Source organism: Pseudomonas fjordensis (assembly GCF_976987115.1).
Genome location: NZ_OZ336860.1, coordinates 5,827,343 through 5,845,720 on the forward strand (window position 1 = coordinate 5,827,343; position 18,378 = coordinate 5,845,720).

Annotated in this window: 14 protein-coding genes and 2 tRNA genes; 2 read left to right on the forward strand and 14 right to left on the reverse strand. The window is 58.3% G+C overall.

Annotated elements, in window-relative coordinates; all coding sequences use genetic code 11:
* The first annotated feature begins 21 nt into the window (after positions 1-21).
* The gene (locus ACWHXD_RS26670) at positions 22-1,038 is read left to right on the forward strand and encodes a class I SAM-dependent rRNA methyltransferase (protein ID WP_089042459.1); all 1,017 of its coding nucleotides are present in this window, start codon (positions 22-24) and stop codon (positions 1,036-1,038) included.
* Positions 1,039-1,126: 88 nt separating this feature from the next.
* Positions 1,127-4,048: a DUF748 domain-containing protein gene (locus tag ACWHXD_RS26675; RefSeq protein WP_138761957.1), complete on the forward strand. Its 2,922-nt coding sequence runs from the start codon at positions 1,127-1,129 to the stop codon at positions 4,046-4,048.
* A gap of 875 nt (positions 4,049-4,923) precedes the next feature.
* Here the strand turns inward: ACWHXD_RS26675 and ACWHXD_RS26680 are convergent.
* From ACWHXD_RS26680 to folP, 14 genes are all read right to left on the reverse strand, one after another.
* A complete protein-coding gene (locus ACWHXD_RS26680; RefSeq protein WP_032895276.1) occupies positions 4,924-5,544 on the reverse strand; it encodes a BON domain-containing protein in 621 nt (206 codons plus the stop codon).
* Between the two features lie 295 nt (positions 5,545-5,839).
* On the reverse strand, positions 5,840-7,945 hold the full coding sequence (gene pnp, locus ACWHXD_RS26685) for a polyribonucleotide nucleotidyltransferase (RefSeq protein WP_003194180.1): 2,106 nt from the start codon (positions 7,943-7,945) through the stop codon (positions 5,840-5,842).
* A gap of 196 nt (positions 7,946-8,141) precedes the next feature.
* Positions 8,142-8,411, reverse strand: coding sequence for a 30S ribosomal protein S15 (gene rpsO / locus ACWHXD_RS26690; protein WP_003177875.1), 270 nt, complete (start codon positions 8,409-8,411; stop codon positions 8,142-8,144).
* 115 nt (positions 8,412-8,526) lie between these two features.
* Positions 8,527-9,444 carry a tRNA pseudouridine(55) synthase TruB gene (gene truB, locus ACWHXD_RS26695; RefSeq protein ID WP_014719950.1) on the reverse strand — a complete coding sequence of 306 codons (918 nt, stop codon included), beginning with the start codon at positions 9,442-9,444 and terminating at the stop codon, positions 8,527-8,529.
* A gap of 3 nt (positions 9,445-9,447) precedes the next feature.
* Positions 9,448-9,843: a 30S ribosome-binding factor RbfA gene (rbfA, locus tag ACWHXD_RS26700; protein ID WP_003176137.1), complete on the reverse strand. Its 396-nt coding sequence runs from the start codon at positions 9,841-9,843 to the stop codon at positions 9,448-9,450.
* A 159-nt stretch (positions 9,844-10,002) separates the two neighbouring features.
* On the reverse strand, positions 10,003-12,519 hold the full coding sequence (gene infB, locus ACWHXD_RS26705; protein ID WP_003194185.1) for a translation initiation factor IF-2: 2,517 nt from the start codon (positions 12,517-12,519) through the stop codon (positions 10,003-10,005).
* A 27-nt stretch (positions 12,520-12,546) separates the two neighbouring features.
* On the reverse strand, positions 12,547-14,028 hold the full coding sequence (gene nusA / locus ACWHXD_RS26710) for a transcription termination factor NusA (RefSeq protein ID WP_003194187.1): 1,482 nt from the start codon (positions 14,026-14,028) through the stop codon (positions 12,547-12,549).
* A gap of 47 nt (positions 14,029-14,075) precedes the next feature.
* Entirely contained in the window at positions 14,076-14,534 is a 459-nt protein-coding gene (rimP, locus tag ACWHXD_RS26715; RefSeq protein ID WP_032897769.1) for a ribosome maturation factor RimP, read from the reverse strand.
* 140 nt (positions 14,535-14,674) lie between these two features.
* Positions 14,675-14,751, reverse strand: a tRNA-Met gene (locus ACWHXD_RS26720).
* Between the two features lie 96 nt (positions 14,752-14,847).
* Positions 14,848-14,933, reverse strand: a tRNA-Leu gene (locus ACWHXD_RS26725).
* Between the two features lie 22 nt (positions 14,934-14,955).
* Entirely contained in the window at positions 14,956-15,339 is a 384-nt protein-coding gene (gene secG / locus ACWHXD_RS26730; RefSeq protein ID WP_003194191.1) for a preprotein translocase subunit SecG, read from the reverse strand.
* A gap of 4 nt (positions 15,340-15,343) precedes the next feature.
* A complete protein-coding gene (tpiA, locus tag ACWHXD_RS26735; protein WP_003194193.1) occupies positions 15,344-16,099 on the reverse strand; it encodes a triose-phosphate isomerase in 756 nt (251 codons plus the stop codon).
* A 66-nt stretch (positions 16,100-16,165) separates the two neighbouring features.
* The gene (gene glmM, locus ACWHXD_RS26740; protein WP_003194195.1) at positions 16,166-17,503 is read right to left on the reverse strand and encodes a phosphoglucosamine mutase; all 1,338 of its coding nucleotides are present in this window, start codon (positions 17,501-17,503) and stop codon (positions 16,166-16,168) included.
* 16 nt (positions 17,504-17,519) lie between these two features.
* On the reverse strand, positions 17,520-18,371 hold the full coding sequence (gene folP, locus ACWHXD_RS26745) for a dihydropteroate synthase (protein ID WP_032895274.1): 852 nt from the start codon (positions 18,369-18,371) through the stop codon (positions 17,520-17,522).
* Positions 18,372-18,378 lie beyond the last annotated feature (7 nt).

An 18,378-nucleotide genomic window follows, 5' to 3' on the forward strand; every position in this document is an offset into this window, starting at 1 on the left:
TCTGCAAGCAAGGCGCGCTCCATGACTCCCTTGAATCAGGCGCTGCGCGCCGCCCTCGATCACCGCCAAGACCTGATCAACACGCTGCACGCCCAGGGCACGGACTGCTATCGGCTGTTCCACGGCAGCCAGGAAGGCGCTGGTGGCTTGACCATCGACCGCTACGGCCCACAATTGCTGGTACAAAGCTTCCACCAGTCCCTGGAAACGGCAGACCTGCTGGACCTGCACCAATTGATCAACCAATACATGGGCCTGGAATTGTTGCTGGTGTACAACGACCGTGCCCGCGGCAACTCGCGTATCGACCGCGAAGACACGGTGTACCGCGCCGAGCCTGGCGCTTTGGAAGACCTGGTAGGCCACGAGTGGGGCCTCAATTACCGTGTGCGTGGGCGCCACGCCGGGCAAGACCCATTGCTGTTCCTCGACCTGCGAAACACGCGGGGCTGGGTCAAGGACCACAGCGCCGGCAAAAGCGTGCTGAACCTGTTCGCCTATACCTGCGGCGTCGGTTTGAGCGCTGCAGCAGGCGGCGCACGCGAGGTGTGCAACCTGGATTTTGCCGAGGGCAACCTGGCGGTGGGGCGTGAAAACGGCCAGCTCAACCCGCAGTTGCCGAGCATGGAGTTTGTGCAGTCCGATTACTTCCCGGCGATTCGTCAACTGGCGGGCCTGCCCATCACCCAGCGGCGCGGGCAGAAACTGCCGAGCTATCCACGCCTGGAGCAACGCCAGTACGACCTGGTACTGCTCGATCCTCCCGCCTGGGCCAAGAGCGCTTTCGGCACCGTCGATTTGTTGCGCGACTATCAAAGCCTGCTCAAACCCGCACTGCTGGCCACCGCCGACAATGGCGTGCTGATTTGCTGCAACAACCTGGCAAAGGTCAGCATGGAGGACTGGCGTGAGCAGGTGCTGCGCTGCGCAGAAAAAGCCGGGCGCCCGGTACGCGAGTGGCAAGTGATAACACCCGGGGCCGACTTTCCTTCCAGGGACCAACAGCCTCCGCTGAAGACCCTGATCCTGCACTTGTAGGAAGTTTCCCAGCGCCCACGGTTCTTCGGAACCGAATTCCCGTGCCATACTCCAAGGCACTCTCGTTCGACATAGATGGCGTTCACCCATGCCCAAAGGATTGATCCGCGCCGTAGGCGCCTTGTTGACCGCCCTTGCTTTGTACAGCTTGCTGGGCTTTCTGATATTACCCGGCATCGCCCTTCGCATTGCCAACCAACAGTTGGCCAACTACGCCACAGTGCCGGCGCGAATCGAGCGTATCGAACTCAACCCCTTCAGCCTGGAACTGACGCTGTGGGGCCTGAAGATTGGTGAGCCGGGCAAAGAGCAAGTGGGTTTCGAACGCCTCTACGCCAACCTGCAGATCGACAGCCTCTGGACCCGCGCCCTGCACCTGGCCGATGTGCAACTGGACAAGCCCAAGACCGAACTGCTGTTCGACAAGTCCGGCCAACTGAACCTGGCGCAGCTGTTCAAACTGCCGCCGAGCGAGCCAACCCCGGCCGATCCTGATGCCAAGCCGTTCCCACTGCGTATCGACAGCATCAAGCTGGCCGGTGGTAACGTGCATTTCCAGGACTTGCGCCCCAGCGAACCCATCGAATTCCTCTACGACGAACTCGACTTCGAGCTGAAAAACCTCAGCACGTTGCCCGACGACAATGCCGACATGACCCTGGTCGCCGCGGGCCCCGAAGGGGGTCAGATCGACTGGAAAGGCAACTTCAGCCTGGTACCGATCACCTCCGAAGGCACCTTGAAGGTTACCGACGGCAAGATGAAAGCCTGGTGGCCGTATGTGCGTGACGCCCTGCCACTGGTGCTGGAAGACGGGGTGCTCAACTTCAGCACTGACTACAAATTCAGCCTGGCCAAAGAGACCGAGCTGAACCTGACCAACACCGCCGCCAGCATCGCCCCCTTTGCGATCAAGGCCCCCGATGGTCGGCCACTGGCACGCCTGGAACGCCTGGACGTCAGCGAAACCACGGTAGACCTGGCCAAGCAGCAGGTGGTTGTCGGCAAGATCCGCAGCAACAAGCTGGAAACCTGGGCCGCCCGTGAGGCCGATGGCCAATTGGACTGGCAAAAACTATTCGCCAGCCAACCGAGCAAGCCTGCCAAGGCATCGGAGCCAGCCGCTGCCGACGCGCCTTCGGCGCAACCGGCGGCCCCGAGCAAGCCGTGGCAAGTGCTGCTCAAGGATGTGCAACTGCGTAACTACCAGGTGCACCTGGCCGACCGCCAGGCTAAACCCGCTGTCGCGCTGGAACTGGGCCCGTTGAATGTCGACGTACAGAACTTCGACAGCCTCAACCAGAGCCCCTTTGCCTTGAAGATCGACACCGGCCTGGGCAAACAAGGCAAGATCCAGGCAACCGGCGAGGTTAACCTCAACCCCGTCAGCGCCAAGCTGAAAGTGAACACCCAGGACATCGACCTGCGGGTCGCCCAGGCCTATATCAGCCCGTTTATTCGCCTGGAATTGCGCAGCGGCATGCTGGGCAGCAACCTGGACGTGAACCTCAAAAGCACCGAGCCACTGGCCCTTCAAGTCACCGGCCGCGCCCAGGTTGACCAGTTGCATACCCTGGACACCCTCAAGACCCGCGACTTCCTCAAATGGCAACGCCTGGTGCTGGAGGGCGTGAACTACCAGCACGGCCAAAGCCTGTCGATCGACAAGGTCAACCTGTTGCAGCCGTATGCGCGCTTCATGATCAACGAAGATCGCACCACCAACATCGACGACCTGCTGATCCCGCAGCCCGCCGACAGCGGCGGCAAATCGGCCGCCAAACCTGCAGCCAGCAACGAGAAGCCCTTGGGCATTCATATCGGCCAGATCGCGATCAACGACGGTTCGGCCAACTTTGCCGACTTCAGCCTCACGCCCAACTTTGCCACCGCAATTCAACAGCTCAACGGCCAGATTGGCACCATCGACAGCCGCCAAGCCAAGCCGGCCAGCGTCGACATCAAGGGCAAGGTGGACCGTTACGCGCCAGTGACGATCAAAGGCAGCGTGAACCCGTTTGACCCGATGGCCGCGTTGGACATCGCCACCAGCTTCAAGCGTGTCGAGCTGACCAACCTGACACCTTACTCGGGCAAGTTCGCAGGCTTCCGCATCCGCAAGGGCCGCTTGAATCTCGATTTGCACTACGTGATCACCAAAGGCCAGTTGAAGGCTGAAAACAAAGTGGTGGTCGAGCAACTGCAACTGGGTGAGAAGGTCGACAGTTCCGATGCCGTCGACTTACCGATTCGCCTGGCTGTCGCCCTGCTCAAGGACTCCGACGGCAAGATCTCCATCGAACTGCCGGTAAGCGGCGACCTGAACAACCCACAATTCAGCGTGATGCCGATTGTATGGCAGACCCTGCGTAACCTCGTGGTGCGCGCGGCAACAGCGCCCTTCAAGTTCATTGGCGGGCTGGTCACCGGGGGTGGCTCTGAAGACCTGGGCAATGTGTCGTTCGCCGCAGGCTCCAGTGAGCTGAACAAAGACGCCGAAGGCGCCCTGAACACCCTGGCCAAGGCGCTGAAAGAACGCCCTGCCCTGCGCCTGGAAATTGAAGGCACGGCCGCTGCCAGCAGCGACGGGCCATTCCTGGCCGCACAGCGACTGGAACGTGAATACCAATACAACTACTACAAGATCCTCCAGCGCCGTGGCGACAAAGTCCCGGCCCAGGCCTCGTTGCTTGAAGTGCCGGAGAAGGAAAAAGCACCCTTGCTGGAAGGCATCTACCGCACCCGTCTCAAACAGCAACCACCGGCCGAATGGAAGGACCTGGGCAGCGATGAGCGCTCGGCGAAGCTCAAGGACGGTGTGATCAAGTTCTGGAGTGGTAGTGATGTGCTACTGCGCCAGTTGGGGCAAGACCGAGCCAGCACCATCAAGGATTACCTGGTAGACAAGGGCCAGTTGGAAGATGACCGCGTGTACTTCATCGATGCGCAGCTGGGGCAGGCCGAGAAAGATGGCCGAGTGATCACTCCTATGCACCTGGATGCTGAGTAACTTCTAAGCACCGCCCATCCTAATGTGGGAGCTGGCTTGTGCGATAGCATCACCTCGGTGCAACTGAATGACCGAGGTGCCCGCATCGCAGCATAGGTATCTACACAATTTTGTAGGTTGCAGCAGCCAACGGTAACCACGATGCGAAGCGAGCCGCTCTTGATCTGCTTTTGATTTAGGCGCCCCGTCAAACCACGCTGGCCGGAATTCGACAGGGATTTGGGGGGTAAACCGGCAGGGATGCCGGTTTAGCCGCCCCGCGCCATGGATGGCGCGTGGCGGCGGCCCCCCAAATCACTGGCGGATTACGGGCACACCGAGCCTAAGCGAGGTGCCGAGTGGTGGGGCAAGAGCGTTTTGCTTACTTTTGCGCTTTTCAAAAGTGAGCCGCTGTCAGAGCGGAACCCTAAGCAGCCGTTACCGCAGCAATGGATATGTACACAATCCAACTGTGGTTGAATGCCAGGCCGCCTTCGCGAGCAAGCCCGCTCCCACAGTAGGATCGTTGGAGTGTCAGGTAGCTGGGCGTCGGCTGTCAGGCCGCTATCGCAGGCAAGCCAGCTCCCACATTTGGATCGTGGTGTGTCAGGCACATCTGCGTCGATTGGTAGGCCGTCACGGGAGCAAGCTCCCTCGCCACAGGTTCAGCGTCGCTGCGAAGTTGTGTAGACACCTATGCGTATCGCAGGCAGCTCCCACATTTTTTGGGCCTGATCATTCTGTTTCAGCCGGAAATAGAACAGGCCCCGGCACAAGTGCCGGGGCCTGTAATGACCACATCCGTGTGGTCGGTCGCATGAACTCCAGAGGTGCGTCAGGTGGATATCTAACTCACCCTAAGCCGCCGCTATTCAGTCCAAACGAAACGTTCAGCATTACTCTGCTTTCAGGCCATCGGCCGATACAGCTTTAACGCCTTTGATTTTCTTGGTGATCTCTACAGCGGTTGCTTTCTGCGCAGCAGTCACAGCGGTAGGCGACGACAGGGATACAACACCCTTGTTGGTTTCAACCTTGATGTCGGTGCCAGGAATACCTTTTTCAGTTACCAGGTCAGCCTTCACTTTGGTAGTGATCCAGGTATCGCTGGTGGTCTCTTTAGCGTCGTGGGCAGCGCCTTTGGTTTTGTCGATGCCGTCAGCCTTGGTAGCACCGCCAGCCAGCAGGCCGTCAGCGGAAACTGCAGTCACACCTTTGATTTTCTTGGTGATGTTTACAGCAGTAGCTTTCTGCGAATCCGAGATAGCGACGTCGGAGGACAGGGAAACCACACCTTTGTTGGTCTCAACCTTGATGTCCGAACCTGGAATGCCTTTTTCGGTCAGCAGGTCAGCTTTGACTTTAGTGGTGATCCAAGTATCCGAAACGCTTTCCTTAGCCTTGGTCGCTTCACCGGCCGCCAAAGTCATAGGGGCTTGGGAAGTCTGAGCAAAGGCTACGTTAGCACCCATGGCCAGGGTCAGAGCGGTAGCAGTAGCGAGAGCGAACTTCTTCATACGAGTAACTCCTGTTTTATTAAAAGTCTGCAGGCGTAAACCTTCATGCTGCAGCGCTACCAGGGATATTGCAGGCAGTGTGCCAAGTTACCGAGCAGATTAAATCCCTTATTAAACAATGACTTATGAAAAGCATGAATTTTCGAAATCGTGCAACTTGCATGAAGCTCATCGTGCCTGCATGCAAGTTGCGGCTTTTGGGCAGCGCTAAACAGCTGATTCTGCTTCATTTTCTTGCGCCCATAAAAAAAGGACTCCGAAGAGTCCTTTTTTTCAGCGTAAAGCCTGCGGGTGTTTAAACGCCCGAAGCCTTGGCTGCTGCAACGTCCTTGATGGACAGCTTGATACGGCCGCGGTTGTCCACGTCCAGTACCAGCACTTCCACTTCCTGGCCTTCTTTCAGAATGTCGGTCACTTTCTCAACGCGAGCATCGCTCAGCATGGAGATGTGAACCAGACCGTCTTTGCCCGGGAGGATGTTGACGAACGCGCCGAAGTCGACGATGCGCTCAACCTTGCCGACGTAGATTTTGCCGATCTCGGCTTCAGCGGTGATACCCAGGACCCGCTGGCGTGCTGCTTCAGCCGCTTCCTTGGTTTCGCCGAAGATCTTGATCGAGCCGTCGTCTTCGATGTCGATCGAAGCCTTGGTTTCTTCACAGATCGCACGGATCGTCGCGCCGCCTTTACCGATAACATCACGGATTTTGTCGGTGTCGATTTTCATCGCGATCATGGTCGGAGCATTTTCCGACAGTTCGGTGCGGGACTGACCAATGATCTGGTTCATCTGGCCGAGGATGTTCAGGCGCGCTTCCAGGGCTTGGCCCAGAGCGATCTCCATGATCTCTTCGGTGATGCCTTTGATCTTGATGTCCATCTGCAGCGCGGTCACACCTTTAGCGGTACCGGCTACTTTGAAGTCCATGTCGCCCAGGTGGTCTTCGTCACCCAGGATGTCGGTCAGGATGGCGAACTTCTCGCCTTCTTTAACCAGGCCCATGGCGATACCGGCAACCGGCGCCTTCATTGGCACACCAGCGTCCATCAGCGCCAGGGAAGCACCGCAGACCGAAGCCATGGAGCTGGAACCGTTGGACTCGGTGATTTCCGATACAACACGGATGGTGTACGGGAACACGTCAGCGGCAGGCAGCATGGCCTGAACCGAACGGCGGGCCAGACGGCCGTGACCGATTTCGCGACGACCTGCACCGCCCATACGACCACACTCGCCCACCGAGAACGGAGGGAAGTTGTAGTGCAGCATGAAGGGGTCTTTTTTCTCGCCTTCCAGGGTGTCCAGCAGTTGTGCGTCACGGGCAGTACCCAGGGTCGCAACGACCAGGGCCTGGGTTTCGCCACGGGTGAACAGCGCCGAACCGTGGGTCTTGGGCAGTACGCCGACTTCGATGTTCAGCGGGCGTACGGTGCGGGTGTCGCGACCGTCGATACGTGGCTTGCCGTTAACGATGTTTTCGCGAACGGTGCGGTATTCGATCTCACCGAAAGCCGCTTTGACTTCGCTGGAAGAAGGCTGGCCTTCTTCGCCAGACAGCTTGGCCACGACCTGGTCTTTCAACTCGCCCAGGCGAGCGTAACGGTCGGCCTTGACGGTGATGGTGTAGGCGTCGGAGATGGCAGCGCCGAACTCGGAGCGGATAGCGCCCAGCAGCTCGGTGGCTTCCGGGGCAGCAGCCCAGGTCCAGGTTGGCTTGGCAGCTTCGGCAGCCAATTCTTTAACCGCGTTGATCACAACCTGGAACTCGTCGTGAGCAAACAGTACGGCACCCAGCATCTGGTCTTCGGTCAGCTCTTTGGCTTCCGATTCAACCATCAATACGGCTTCGGACGTACCGGCAACGACCATGTCCAGGCTCGAGGCTTTCTGTTGCTCGTAAGTCGGGTTCAGCAGGTAGCCGGTGCTTTCGTGGAACGCAACGCGGGCAGCGCCGATCGGGCCATCGAAAGGAATGCCGGAGATGGCCAGGGCAGCCGAGGTACCGATCATCGCAGCGATGTCCGGATCGGTCTTCTTGCTGGTGGAAACGACGGTGCAGACAACCTGCACTTCGTTCATGAAGCCTTCTGGGAACAGCGGACGGATCGGACGGTCGATCAGTCGGGAAGTCAGGGTTTCTTTCTCGGAAGGACGGCCTTCGCGCTTGAAGAAACCGCCAGGGATCTTACCGGCAGCGTAAGTCTTTTCCTGGTAGTGAACGGACAGAGGGAAGAAGCCCTTGCTCGGGTCAGCGGTCTTGGCGCCAACAACGGTCACCAATACGGTCACGTCGTCGTCAACGGTAACCAGCACTGCGCCGGAGGCTTGACGGGCGATACGGCCTGTCTCGAGGGTAACGGTCGACTGACCGAACTGGAATTTTTTGATAACCGGGTTCACGGTGTCCTACCTTCTTTGTGGCTCTTGGGGGAACTTGTCTTCTTGCGAAATTCTTGGGCAATGCCGGGAATCGGCCCGACGCTCGTCCAGGGTAAAACGTGTATCCAGATAAAACTTGAGGCTGGGAGCCTACCACGGGCCAACGGGAATCCCGATGACACGCGGCAGACAACCAACCTCTAGCGCAATCGCTTACTTAGCGACGCAGACCCAGGCGACCGATCAGAGTCTGATAACGACCCAGATCCTTGCCTTTCAGGTAGTCCAGCAGCTTACGGCGCTGGTTTACCATGCGGATCAGACCACGACGGGAGTGGTGGTCTTTACCGTTGGCCTTGAAGTGACCTTGCAGTTTGTTGATGTTGTGGGTCAGCAGTGCAACTTGCACTTCTGGCGAACCAGTGTCACCAACAGCTTGCTGATAGTCAGCTACGATTTGTGCTTTTTCTTGAACGTCGAGAGCCATGAGGCAATCCTTTTTTCAGGAAACCACCCAAAGGGCAGTTTCAACAGGCCAGGGACAAATCCCTGTATCTAAAAATGAGTGTTGACCATGCCTGTTAACAGCCACACTCGTTCGGTCATTCTGACCGAATCAGCCGACGCGGCGCGATGCGCCCGTCTTCGCTCACTTCACCGATACCGATAAAGCGACCGTTATGATCCTGTACTCGCACCATGCCGAACTTCGGGGCATCCGGGGCGCGTACCGGCTGGCCGTTGAGCCAGTAGAACGCGCTGTGCTCCGAGAAGTGCAGCAGCGGCCAATCGAGCAAACCGCTGTCCGATGGCATCAGGAAGCGATCAACCGCTTCATTGCCGCCTTCGGCATGTACCGCTTCCAACTCTTCCAGCGTGACCGTCTGGGCCAGGCTGAAAGGCCCGGCCTGGGTGCGTCGCAGTTCTGCAACGTACGCGCCGCAACCGAGCTTTTCACCAATATCTTCCACCAGGGTACGGATATAGGTGCCTTTGCTGCAGTCCACGGCCAAACGGGCAGTGTCGCCTTCACAAGCGAGCAATTCCAAGCGCGCAATAGTAACAGAACGCGGTTCGCGCTCCACTACTTCGCCCGCACGTGCCAGCTTGTAAAGTGGCTGGCCATCACGCTTGAGTGCCGAGTACATCGGCGGTATCTGACTGATTTGCCCACGAAAAGCGGGTAAGGCAGCTTCGATATCCGCACGACCAACGGTCACGTCACGAACCTGCAAAACATCACCTTCGGCATCTGCCGTGGTGGTGGTCTTGCCCAGTTGCATCAGGGTTTCGTAACCCTTGTCGGAATCAAGCAGGTATTGCGAAAACTTGGTGGCCTCGCCAAAGCACAACGGCAATACACCGGTGGCCAATGGATCAAGGCTGCCGGTATGTCCGGCCTTCTCGGCATTGAGCAGCCAGCGAACCTTCTGCAACGCGGCATTGGAGGTAAAGCCAATGGGTTTGTCGAGCAGAATGATGCCACTGACGTTGCGACGGATACGTTTGACCTGAGCCACCGCTTACTCCTTGGCGTCTTCAGGTGTGGACGGATGCTGGCTGTCTTCAGCCACGGCGCGTTCGATCAGGGCCGACAGGTGCGCGCCACGCACGACGCTTTCGTCGTAGTGGAAGTGCAACTGCGGAACGCTGCGCAGCTTCATTTCACGGGCCAACTGCATACGCAGGAAACCTGCGGCGGAGTTGAGCACCTTGATGCTTTGCGCGATTTCTTCGCTGTTGTCCTGCCCCATCACGGTGATGAAGATCTTGGCGTGACCCACGTCACGGCTCACTTCAACAGCGGTAATGGTGACCAGGCCAACGCGTGGGTCTTTGACTTCGCGGCGGATCAGCTGGGCCAGCTCACGCTGCATCTGATCGCCGATACGCTGGGTACGGCTGTATTCTTTTGCCATGTCTTGTTACCTGTTACTGCCACACGGTGAAACCCGTGGGGTCTGAAAGCGGCAAACGCCCGGCCTGACAAAAGCCAGACCGGGCGTTGCGTTTAGAGTCCTGACGCTGCGCGGGGCATCTGCATGCCCACACGCTGCGCGGCTCCTGAAGTGCGCGAGTTAGAGGCTGCGAGCAACCTGAACCTTCTCGAAGACTTCGATCTTGTCGCCAACCTTGACGTCGTTGTAGCTCTTGACGCCGATACCGCATTCCATGCCGGCACGTACTTCGGCAGCGTCATCCTTGAAGCGGCGCAGGGATTCCAGCTCGCCTTCGAAGATAACGATGTCTTCACGCAGTACACGGATTGGACGGTTACGGTACACAGTGCCTTCAACCACCATACAGCCGGCGATCGCACCGAATTTCGGCGAGCGGAACACGTCACGCACCTCGGCGATACCCAGGATGTTCTCCCGGACGTCGCTGCCAAGCATGCCGGTAAGGGCTTTCTTGACGTCTTCGATGATGTCGTAGATGACGTTGTAGTAACGCATGTCCAGGCCTTCCTGCTCGACGATCTTGCGAGCGCCAGCATCGGCACGCACGTTGAAGCCGAACAGTACAGCGTTGGAGGCCAGTGCCAGGTTGGCGTCGGATTCGGTGATACCACCGACACCGCCACCGACAACGCGCACTTGCACTTCGTCGTTACCCAGGCCGTTCAAGGCGCCGTTCAACGCTTCGAGGGAACCACGAACGTCAGACTTGAGGACGATGTTAAGCGTCTTCTTCTCTTCCTGGCCCATGTTCTCGAAGATGTTTTCCAGCTTGCCGGCGTGAGCACGGGCCAGCTTGACCTCGCGGAACTTGCCTTGACGGAACAGAGCCACTTCACGGGCTTTCTTCTCGTCAGCCACTACGCTCATCTCGTCGCCAGCGTCCGGCGTACCGTCCAGGCCGAGAATCTCGACTGGGATGGCAGGACCGGCTTCCTTGATTGGCTTGCCGTTCTCGTCGAGCATGGCACGTACACGGCCGTAGTTCGAACCGACCAGCACCATGTCGCCTTGGCGCAGGGTACCGTCTTGAACCAGCACGGTAGCAACCGGGCCACGGCCCTTGTCGAGACGGGACTCAACCACGACGCCACGGCCAGGAGCCGATGGAGTAGCGGTCAGTTCCAGGACTTCGGCTTGCAACAGGACTGCTTCGAGCAGTTCGTCAACGCCGGTACCCATTTTCGCCGAGACCGATACGAATGGCGTCTCGCCACCCCATTCCTCGGACGTCACGCCGTGAACCGACAGTTCGCTACGGATGCGATCGAGATCAGCGCCCGGCTTGTCGATTTTGTTCACGGCAACGACCAGAGGAACACCGGCAGCCTTGGCGTGCTGGACAGCTTCAATGGTCTGCGGCATTACGCCGTCGTCCGCTGCAACCACCAGGATCACGATGTCGGTCGCCTTGGCACCACGGGCACGCATTGCGGTAAACGCGGCGTGACCTGGGGTGTCGAGGAAGGTGACCATGCCGCGCTCGGTTTCAACGTGGTATGCACCGATGTGCTGGGTAATACCACCGGCTTCGCCTGCGGCAACCTTGGCACGACGGATGTAGTCGAGCAGGGAAGTCTTACCGTGGTCAACGTGGCCCATTACGGTCACAACTGGCGCACGGGATACCGCTTCACCTTCAAACTTCAGGGACTCGGCCAGGGAATCTTCCAGGGCGGTGTCGCTGACCAGGGTCACTTTGTGGCCCAGCTCTTCAGCAACCAACTGGGCAGTTTCCTGGTCCAGTACCTGGTTGATGGTGGCTGGAGTGCCCAGCTTGAACATGAACTTGATGATTTCAGCAGCCTTGACCGACATCTGCTGGGCCAGATCGCCCACAGTGATGGTCTCGCCGATCTTCACTTCACGCACGACAGGGCCGGTTGGGCTCTGGAAACCGTGGGCGTTGCGCTTCTTCAGCTTGGCTTTACCGCGACCACCACGACGGAAGCCATCGCTTTCTTCGTCGGTGGTACGTGGGGCAACGCGTGGCGCAGGCGCTTTCTCTTTGACCGAGGCGCGGTGCGGAGCGTTTTTACGCTCGCCATCGCCACCACCACCGCGACGATTGTTGTCGTCAGCACGTGGTTTGTCCGGACGACGAGGTTCGTCGCGCTTGCGGGCGTCTGCTGCAGGAGCAGGTGCAGCGGCAGCCGGGGCAGCCTCACGCACAGCTTCAACAGGGGCGGCGACCGCGTCAGTGGCAGCAGGTTGCGCAGCAGCAGGCTGGCGACGCGCTTCTTCTTCGGCGCGACGCTTGGCTTCTTCTTCAGCCTTCTGACGTGCAGCGTTTTCTACTGCGCGACGTTCTTCCAGCTCGCGTTTGCGCTCGGCTTCGATTTCTTCCGGGCTGCGCTGTACGAAGACTTTTTTCTTGCGTACTTCAACGCTGATGCTCTTGCTACCTGCAACCCGCAGGGTGCTGGTGGTTTTGCGCTGCAATGTAATCTTGCGCGGTTCTTCCACTTTCGCCTTGTGGCTGCTCTTCAAGTGAGTCAGCAAAGACTGCTTCTCACTATCGCTCACACCTTCATCGGCGGCGGTGTGCGGCAGACCTGCCTCACGCATCTGCTGCAACAGGCGCTCTACCGGTGTTTTGACCTCATCGGCCAGTTGTTTCACCGTGACTTGCGTCATGCACTTCTCTCCTCAGGCCGCGCCTAATTACTCGAACCAATGGGCTCGGGCGGCCATGATCAACTTGCCGGCACGATCTTCGTCAATGCCGTCGATGTCGAGCAGATCGTCAATAGACTGCTCGGCCAGGTCTTCGCGGGTAATTACGCCGCGCACCGCCAGTTCCATCGCCAAATCCTTGTCCATACCCTCAAGCGAGAGCAGGTCTTCGGCCGGATGGGCGTCTGCCAGCTTTTCCTCAGTAGCGATGGCTTTAGTCAACAAACGATCCTTGGCCCGAGCGCGGAGCTCGTTGACGATATCCTCGTCAAAGCCGTCGATGTTGAGCATTTCTTCCAACGGTACGTAGGCAATCTCTTCCAGGCTGGTGAAGCCTTCATCTACCAGCACCTGTGCCAGTTCTTCATCGACTTCCAACTCTTCGATGAAGTTGCGCAGGATGTCACCGGTTTCAGCTTGCTGCTTAGCCTGGATGTCCGATTCGGTCATCACGTTCAGGGTCCAGCCGGTCAGTTGGCTGGCCAGACGCACGTTCTGACCACCACGACCAATGGCCTGAGCCAGATTGTCTGCGCCAACGGCGATGTCCATTGCATGGGCATCTTCGTCAACGATAATTGCCGCCACTTCAGCTGGCGACATGGCGTTGATCACGAACTGCGCCGGGTTATCGTCCCACAGGACGATGTCCACACGCTCACCGCCCAATTCGCCCGACACTGCCTGGACGCGCGAACCGCGCATACCGATGCAAGCGCCTTGCGGGTCGATGCGTTTGTCCTTGGAGCGGACCGCGATCTTGGCACGCGAACCCGGGTCACGGGACGCAGCCATCACTTCGATCAGGCCTTCGGCGATTTCCGGCACTTCGATACGGAACAGCTCGATCAGCATTTCCGGCGCGGTACGCGACAGGATCAACTGTGGGCCGCGGTTCTCGGTGCGGATTTCCTTGAGCAGCGCACGCAAGCGCACGCCGACACGGAAGGTTTCGCGAGAGATGATGTCTTCGCGGGCCAGCAACGCTTCGGCGTTGTTGCCCAGGTCGACGATCACGTTGTCGCGGGTAACTTTTTTCACGGTGCCGGAGATGATTTCACCCAGGCGTTCGCGATAGGCGTCAACGACTTGAGCGCGCTCGGCTTCGCGAACCTTCTGCACGATGACCTGCTTGGCGGTCTGTGCAGCAATACGGCCGAATTCGATCGACTCGATCTTTTCTTCGACAACATCGCCAACCTGAGCGCCCGGATGCGTTTGCGCAACCTTGCTTGGCCAGGTTTCGATGGCCGGATCATCAAGATCGTCCTCTTCGACCACCGTCCAGCGACGGAAAGTCTCATAGGCACCGGTGTGGCGGTTGATTTCCACACGCAGATCTACTTCGTCTTCAAACCGTTTCTTGGTAGCAGTGGCCAGGGCCAGCTCCAACGCTTCAAAAATCACGCTTGCCGGTACACCCTTTTCATTGGATACCGACTCAACAACCAGCAGTACTTCTTTGCTCATCGTACGCCTCGCCTTTCGCAAGCCATTGGATCCGCGGGATCCGCGTCTCAGTCAAAACTGGGAATAATGTTGGCCTTGTCGATCATATCGATCGGCAACAGGAACTCATGGTCTTCTACCTGCACCACGACATCCTGATCTTCTACACTGCGCAGAAGGCCCTGAAAGTTGCGTCGCCCTTCAAAGGGGGAGCGCAGCTTGATCTTCACTTGTTCACCGGCATATTTAGCAAACTGCTCGAGAGTGAACAGTGGGCGTTCCATGCCTGGCGAGGAAACCTCAAGGGTGTATTCAACGGAGATTGGATCTTCAACATCCAGCACACCGCTGATCTGACGGCTGACGATGGCACAATCGTCCACCAGCACGCCGCCCTCTTTATCGATATAAACGCGCAACATTGAGTGGCGACCTTGAGCCGAAAACTCAATACCCCAGCATTCATAGCCTAGGGCCACGACCACCGGGGCCAACAAGGCCTGCAACTCTTCTAGCTTGCTCGACACCTGAACCCCCTCGTGCATGTATGTGCATGCTGTGCAAAATAAAAAAATGGGCGAAACGCCCATCCTTGAAACGCCGTCGAACAGCGGCGTTGAAAGTGTCCAGCTAACAAAAAGCCCCTTAAAAGGGGCTCCGCTAAAACTGGTTGCGGGGGCCGGATTTGAACCGACGACCTTCGGGTTATGAGCCCGACGAGCTACCAGACTGCTCCACCCCGCGACAAAGCTGGGGCGGAAGTATACGACCGATCCCTTACAGGGTCAATGTAACCTTCCACCTACAAGAAAGCCCGCAACAGCGGGCTCTCCTGATAATTGGTACCGAGAAGGGGACTCGAACCCCTACACCCTATGGGCACAACCACCTCAAGGTTGCGTGTCTACCAATTCCACCACCTCGGCAATACAGCGTTTACAACCCTTCTTACTTCTGCTCTTGAGCTGGAGGTACGTCAGTCGCTGGAGTAGCCGACTTTTGCTCTTGAAGCACCGGGACATCATCAGAAGCCGGTTTTGCTTTTGGAACTTCCAACACTGCTGGGTTTGGCAAACCTACTTGAGTCAGCACATGAGCTTTCTCTTTAGCAAAGTAACCTAACCCTAAGCTGGTTATGAAGAAACCTGCGGCAAGTATAGCAGTAAACTTACTAAGAAAGGTAGAGGAACCTTGGCTTCCGAACACAGTATTTGAAGCACCTGCACCGAAAGACGCACCAGCATCCGCACCTTTACCCTGTTGCAACAAAACCAGAGCAACTACGCTCAGGGCAGCCAACAGATGAAAAACGACTACGACTGTTTCCAGCATTTTTTCAGTTTCCCGCGGCGCGACAGATCGCACCGAACTCATCTGCATTCAGGGAAGCTCCACCAATGAGCCCCCCATCGATATCCGGCATGCCGAACAGTTCGACCGCATTGGCCGCCTTCACGCTGCCGCCGTATAGAAGCCGCACACCTTGTGCGACTTCAGAATTCTCTGCCGCCAACTGCGCGCGGATGGCTGCGTGCACATCCTGCGCCTGTTGCGGTGTAGCAGTCAGCCCGGTGCCAATGGCCCAGACCGGCTCGTAAGCAATAACTGCTTTTGCAAATGCACCTACACCCAGCTCCTCGATGATGCTGCCCAGCTGACGCGAGACAACTTCAAGAGTCTTGCCCGATTCGCGCTGCTCAAGGGTCTCCCCAATGCACAACACCGGAATCAAGCCACAAGCCTGTGCTGCGGCGAACTTGCGGTTGAGCGTCCCATCCCGCTCGCCCATCATCTGGCGACGCTCGGAGTGCCCGACAAGCACATAGGAACAACCCGCATCAACCAGCTGACTCGGCGAAATCTCGCCGGTCAACGCACCTTGCATCGGCTCTACCGCAGAGTTCTGCGCGCCGACCTGAATCGACTTACCTTTCAAGCCATCAACCACTTGGTTGATATGCAAGCAAGGCGGGAACACCGCGACGTCAACACCGCTAGGCAAGGCCAAGTGACGAAGGCCGTTGATCAGCTCAGCGACACTGGCGCGGGTACCGTGCATCTTCCAGTTACCAGCTACCATAGTGCGACGCATGCTGTACCCCGTCGGTCAAAGTGGGCGCAGATGTTACCCAACCACATCACCACTGGCAAGCCGAATTCAGGCGCAAACTTCAGTTACCAGTTTTGCCAGGTCTTCGGCATGGCCGCGAACCTGTGTTTCGTCCTCGCCTTCGACCATCACGCGCACCAACGGCTCTGTGCCGGACTTGCGCAGCAACACACGCCCGCGCCCCGCCATTGCCTGGGTCACGCGTTCGCAAGCCTCTTTGACAGCAGGGTGCTCGATGGGGTTTTCGCCACCGGCAAAACGCACATTGAGCAGCACTTGCGGGCACTTGCGCAGGGCTTGACGCGCCTGGGCCAGGCTCTCCTCGCGGCGACGCAGGGCCAACAGCACCTGTAGCGCGGCGATGATCGCGTCACCCGTGGTGGTGTGCTGGAAGCAGACCACATGACCGGAATTCTCACCGCCAACCAACCAGTTACGCTCCAGCAGCTCGGCGATCACGTAGCGGTCACCGACATTGGCGCGAATAAAGGGAATCCCCAGTTCTGCCAACGCCAATTCCAGCCCGAGATTACTCATCAGGGTGCCGACCACGCCACCTTGCAGCTTGTTACGCTCATGCAGGTCACGGGCAATGATGAACAACAGATCATCACCATCCACGATCGTGCCGGTGTGATCCACCATCAGGACACGGTCGCCATCGCCGTCAAAAGCGATGCCCAGGTCCGCATGCTCAGCCAGCACTGCAGCTTGCAGCTGCTCCATGTGGGTGGAACCGCAGTTGTCGTTGATGTTCAAGCCGTTAGGCTGAGCCGACAGCACGGTGACCTGTGCACCCAGTTCCTTGAAGACGCTCGGCGCCACCTTGTAGGTCGCCCCATGGGCGCAATCGACAACAATCTTCAAGCCCGCAAAATTGGTGCTGCTCGGAACACTGCTTTTACAAAATTCGATATAGCGACCTGACGCGTCGTTAATGCGCGACACCTTGCCCAGCTTGCTGGACTCAACCACCGTCATCGGCGCATCCAGCAACTCTTCGATCATCAGCTCGATCTCGTCAGGCAGCTTGGTGCCCTGCCCCGAGAAAAACTTGATGCCATTGTCATCATGAGGATTGTGGGAGGCGCTGATCACAATACCGGCTTCAGCGTGGAAGGTACGCGTCAGGTAAGCGATTGCCGGCGTGGGCATAGGGCCCAGCAGCATCACGTCGGCGCCGGCGGCGGACAGGCCGGCCTCCAGCGCGGATTCAAACATGTAGCCCGAAATACGGGTGTCCTTGCCCACCAGGATGCGACACGCGCCCATGCTACGGAACGCCATGCCTGCCGCCCAACCCAGCTTGAGCATGAAATCAGGGGTGATCGGGAATTCGCCGACCCGACCACGAATGCCGTCGGTGCCAAAATATTTCTTAGTCATAAGTGCTCCATCATTCTTATTCGGCTGATTCTACAGCAGCGAGCATGCGCACCACATCGACCGTTTCGGCGACATCATGCACACGCAAAATACGTGCGCCCTTGGTCACGGCAAGCGCCGCAAGCGCCAGGCCGCCATACAGCCGTTCGCCGACCGGGCGATTCAAGGCGAGCCCTATCATGCTCTTGCGCGAAACGCCGACCAACAGCGGGCGACCAAGGGCGTGCAAGGCTTCCATGTGTTTGAACAGGCTTAGATTGTGCTGCAAGGTCTTGGCAAAGCCAAACCCCGGATCAAGGATGATCTGTTCGGGCGCAATACCCACAGCTACACACTGGGCAACCCTCTCAGCAAGAAACCCACTCACCTCGCCAACCAGGTCGTCGTAATGCGGATTGTCCTGCATGTTGCCGGGCTCACCCAGCATATGCATCAGGCAGACAGGCAAGCCGGTTGCAGCGGCCGCATCAAGGGCGCCGTCGCGCTGCAAAGAACGCACATCGTTGATCAAACCAGCCCCGAGACGCGCGGTTTCGCGCATCACTGCCGGGGTGGAGGTGTCTACCGAGATGATGACATCCAGCTCACGGGCAATGCGCTCAACCACCGGCGCCACACGCTCCAGCTCCTCCAATGGAGAAACAACGCGGGCGCCAGGGCGGGTCGATTCCCCTCCCACATCAATCAACGTCGCACCGGCAGCCACCATCGCCTCGGCGTGGCGCAACGCGGCGTCCAGCTGGCTGAAGCGGCCACCATCGGAAAAGGAGTCAGGGGTTACATTGAGGATGCCCATGACATGCGTCCGGGCCAAATCAAGAACCCGGTTGCCGCAAGGCAACCGGGTAGAGGACAAAGCAGAAGTCATTTCAAAC

Excerpts from the sequence above, each read along its gene's own strand:
- rpsO (WP_003177875.1), bottom strand. The coding sequence starts at position 8,411 with ATGGCTCTCGACGTTCAAGAAAAAGCACAAATCGTAGCTGACTATCAG.
- rbfA (WP_003176137.1), bottom strand. The coding sequence starts at position 9,843 with ATGGCAAAAGAATACAGCCGTACCCAGCGTATCGGCGATCAGATGCAG.
- glmM (WP_003194195.1), bottom strand. The coding sequence starts at position 17,503 with ATGACTAAGAAATATTTTGGCACCGACGGCATTCGTGGTCGGGTCGGC.
- tpiA (WP_003194193.1), bottom strand. The coding sequence starts at position 16,099 with ATGCGTCGCACTATGGTAGCTGGTAACTGGAAGATGCACGGTACCCGC.
- ACWHXD_RS26670 (WP_089042459.1), top strand. The coding sequence starts at position 22 with ATGACTCCCTTGAATCAGGCGCTGCGCGCCGCCCTCGATCACCGCCAA.
- ACWHXD_RS26675 (WP_138761957.1), top strand. The coding sequence starts at position 1,127 with ATGCCCAAAGGATTGATCCGCGCCGTAGGCGCCTTGTTGACCGCCCTT.
- infB (WP_003194185.1), bottom strand. The coding sequence starts at position 12,519 with ATGACGCAAGTCACGGTGAAACAACTGGCCGATGAGGTCAAAACACCG.
- ACWHXD_RS26680 (WP_032895276.1), bottom strand. The coding sequence starts at position 5,544 with ATGAAGAAGTTCGCTCTCGCTACTGCTACCGCTCTGACCCTGGCCATG.
- nusA (WP_003194187.1), bottom strand. The coding sequence starts at position 14,028 with ATGAGCAAAGAAGTACTGCTGGTTGTTGAGTCGGTATCCAATGAAAAG.
- secG (WP_003194191.1), bottom strand. The coding sequence starts at position 15,339 with ATGCTGGAAACAGTCGTAGTCGTTTTTCATCTGTTGGCTGCCCTGAGC.
- folP (WP_032895274.1), bottom strand. The coding sequence starts at position 18,371 with ATGACTTCTGCTTTGTCCTCTACCCGGTTGCCTTGCGGCAACCGGGTT.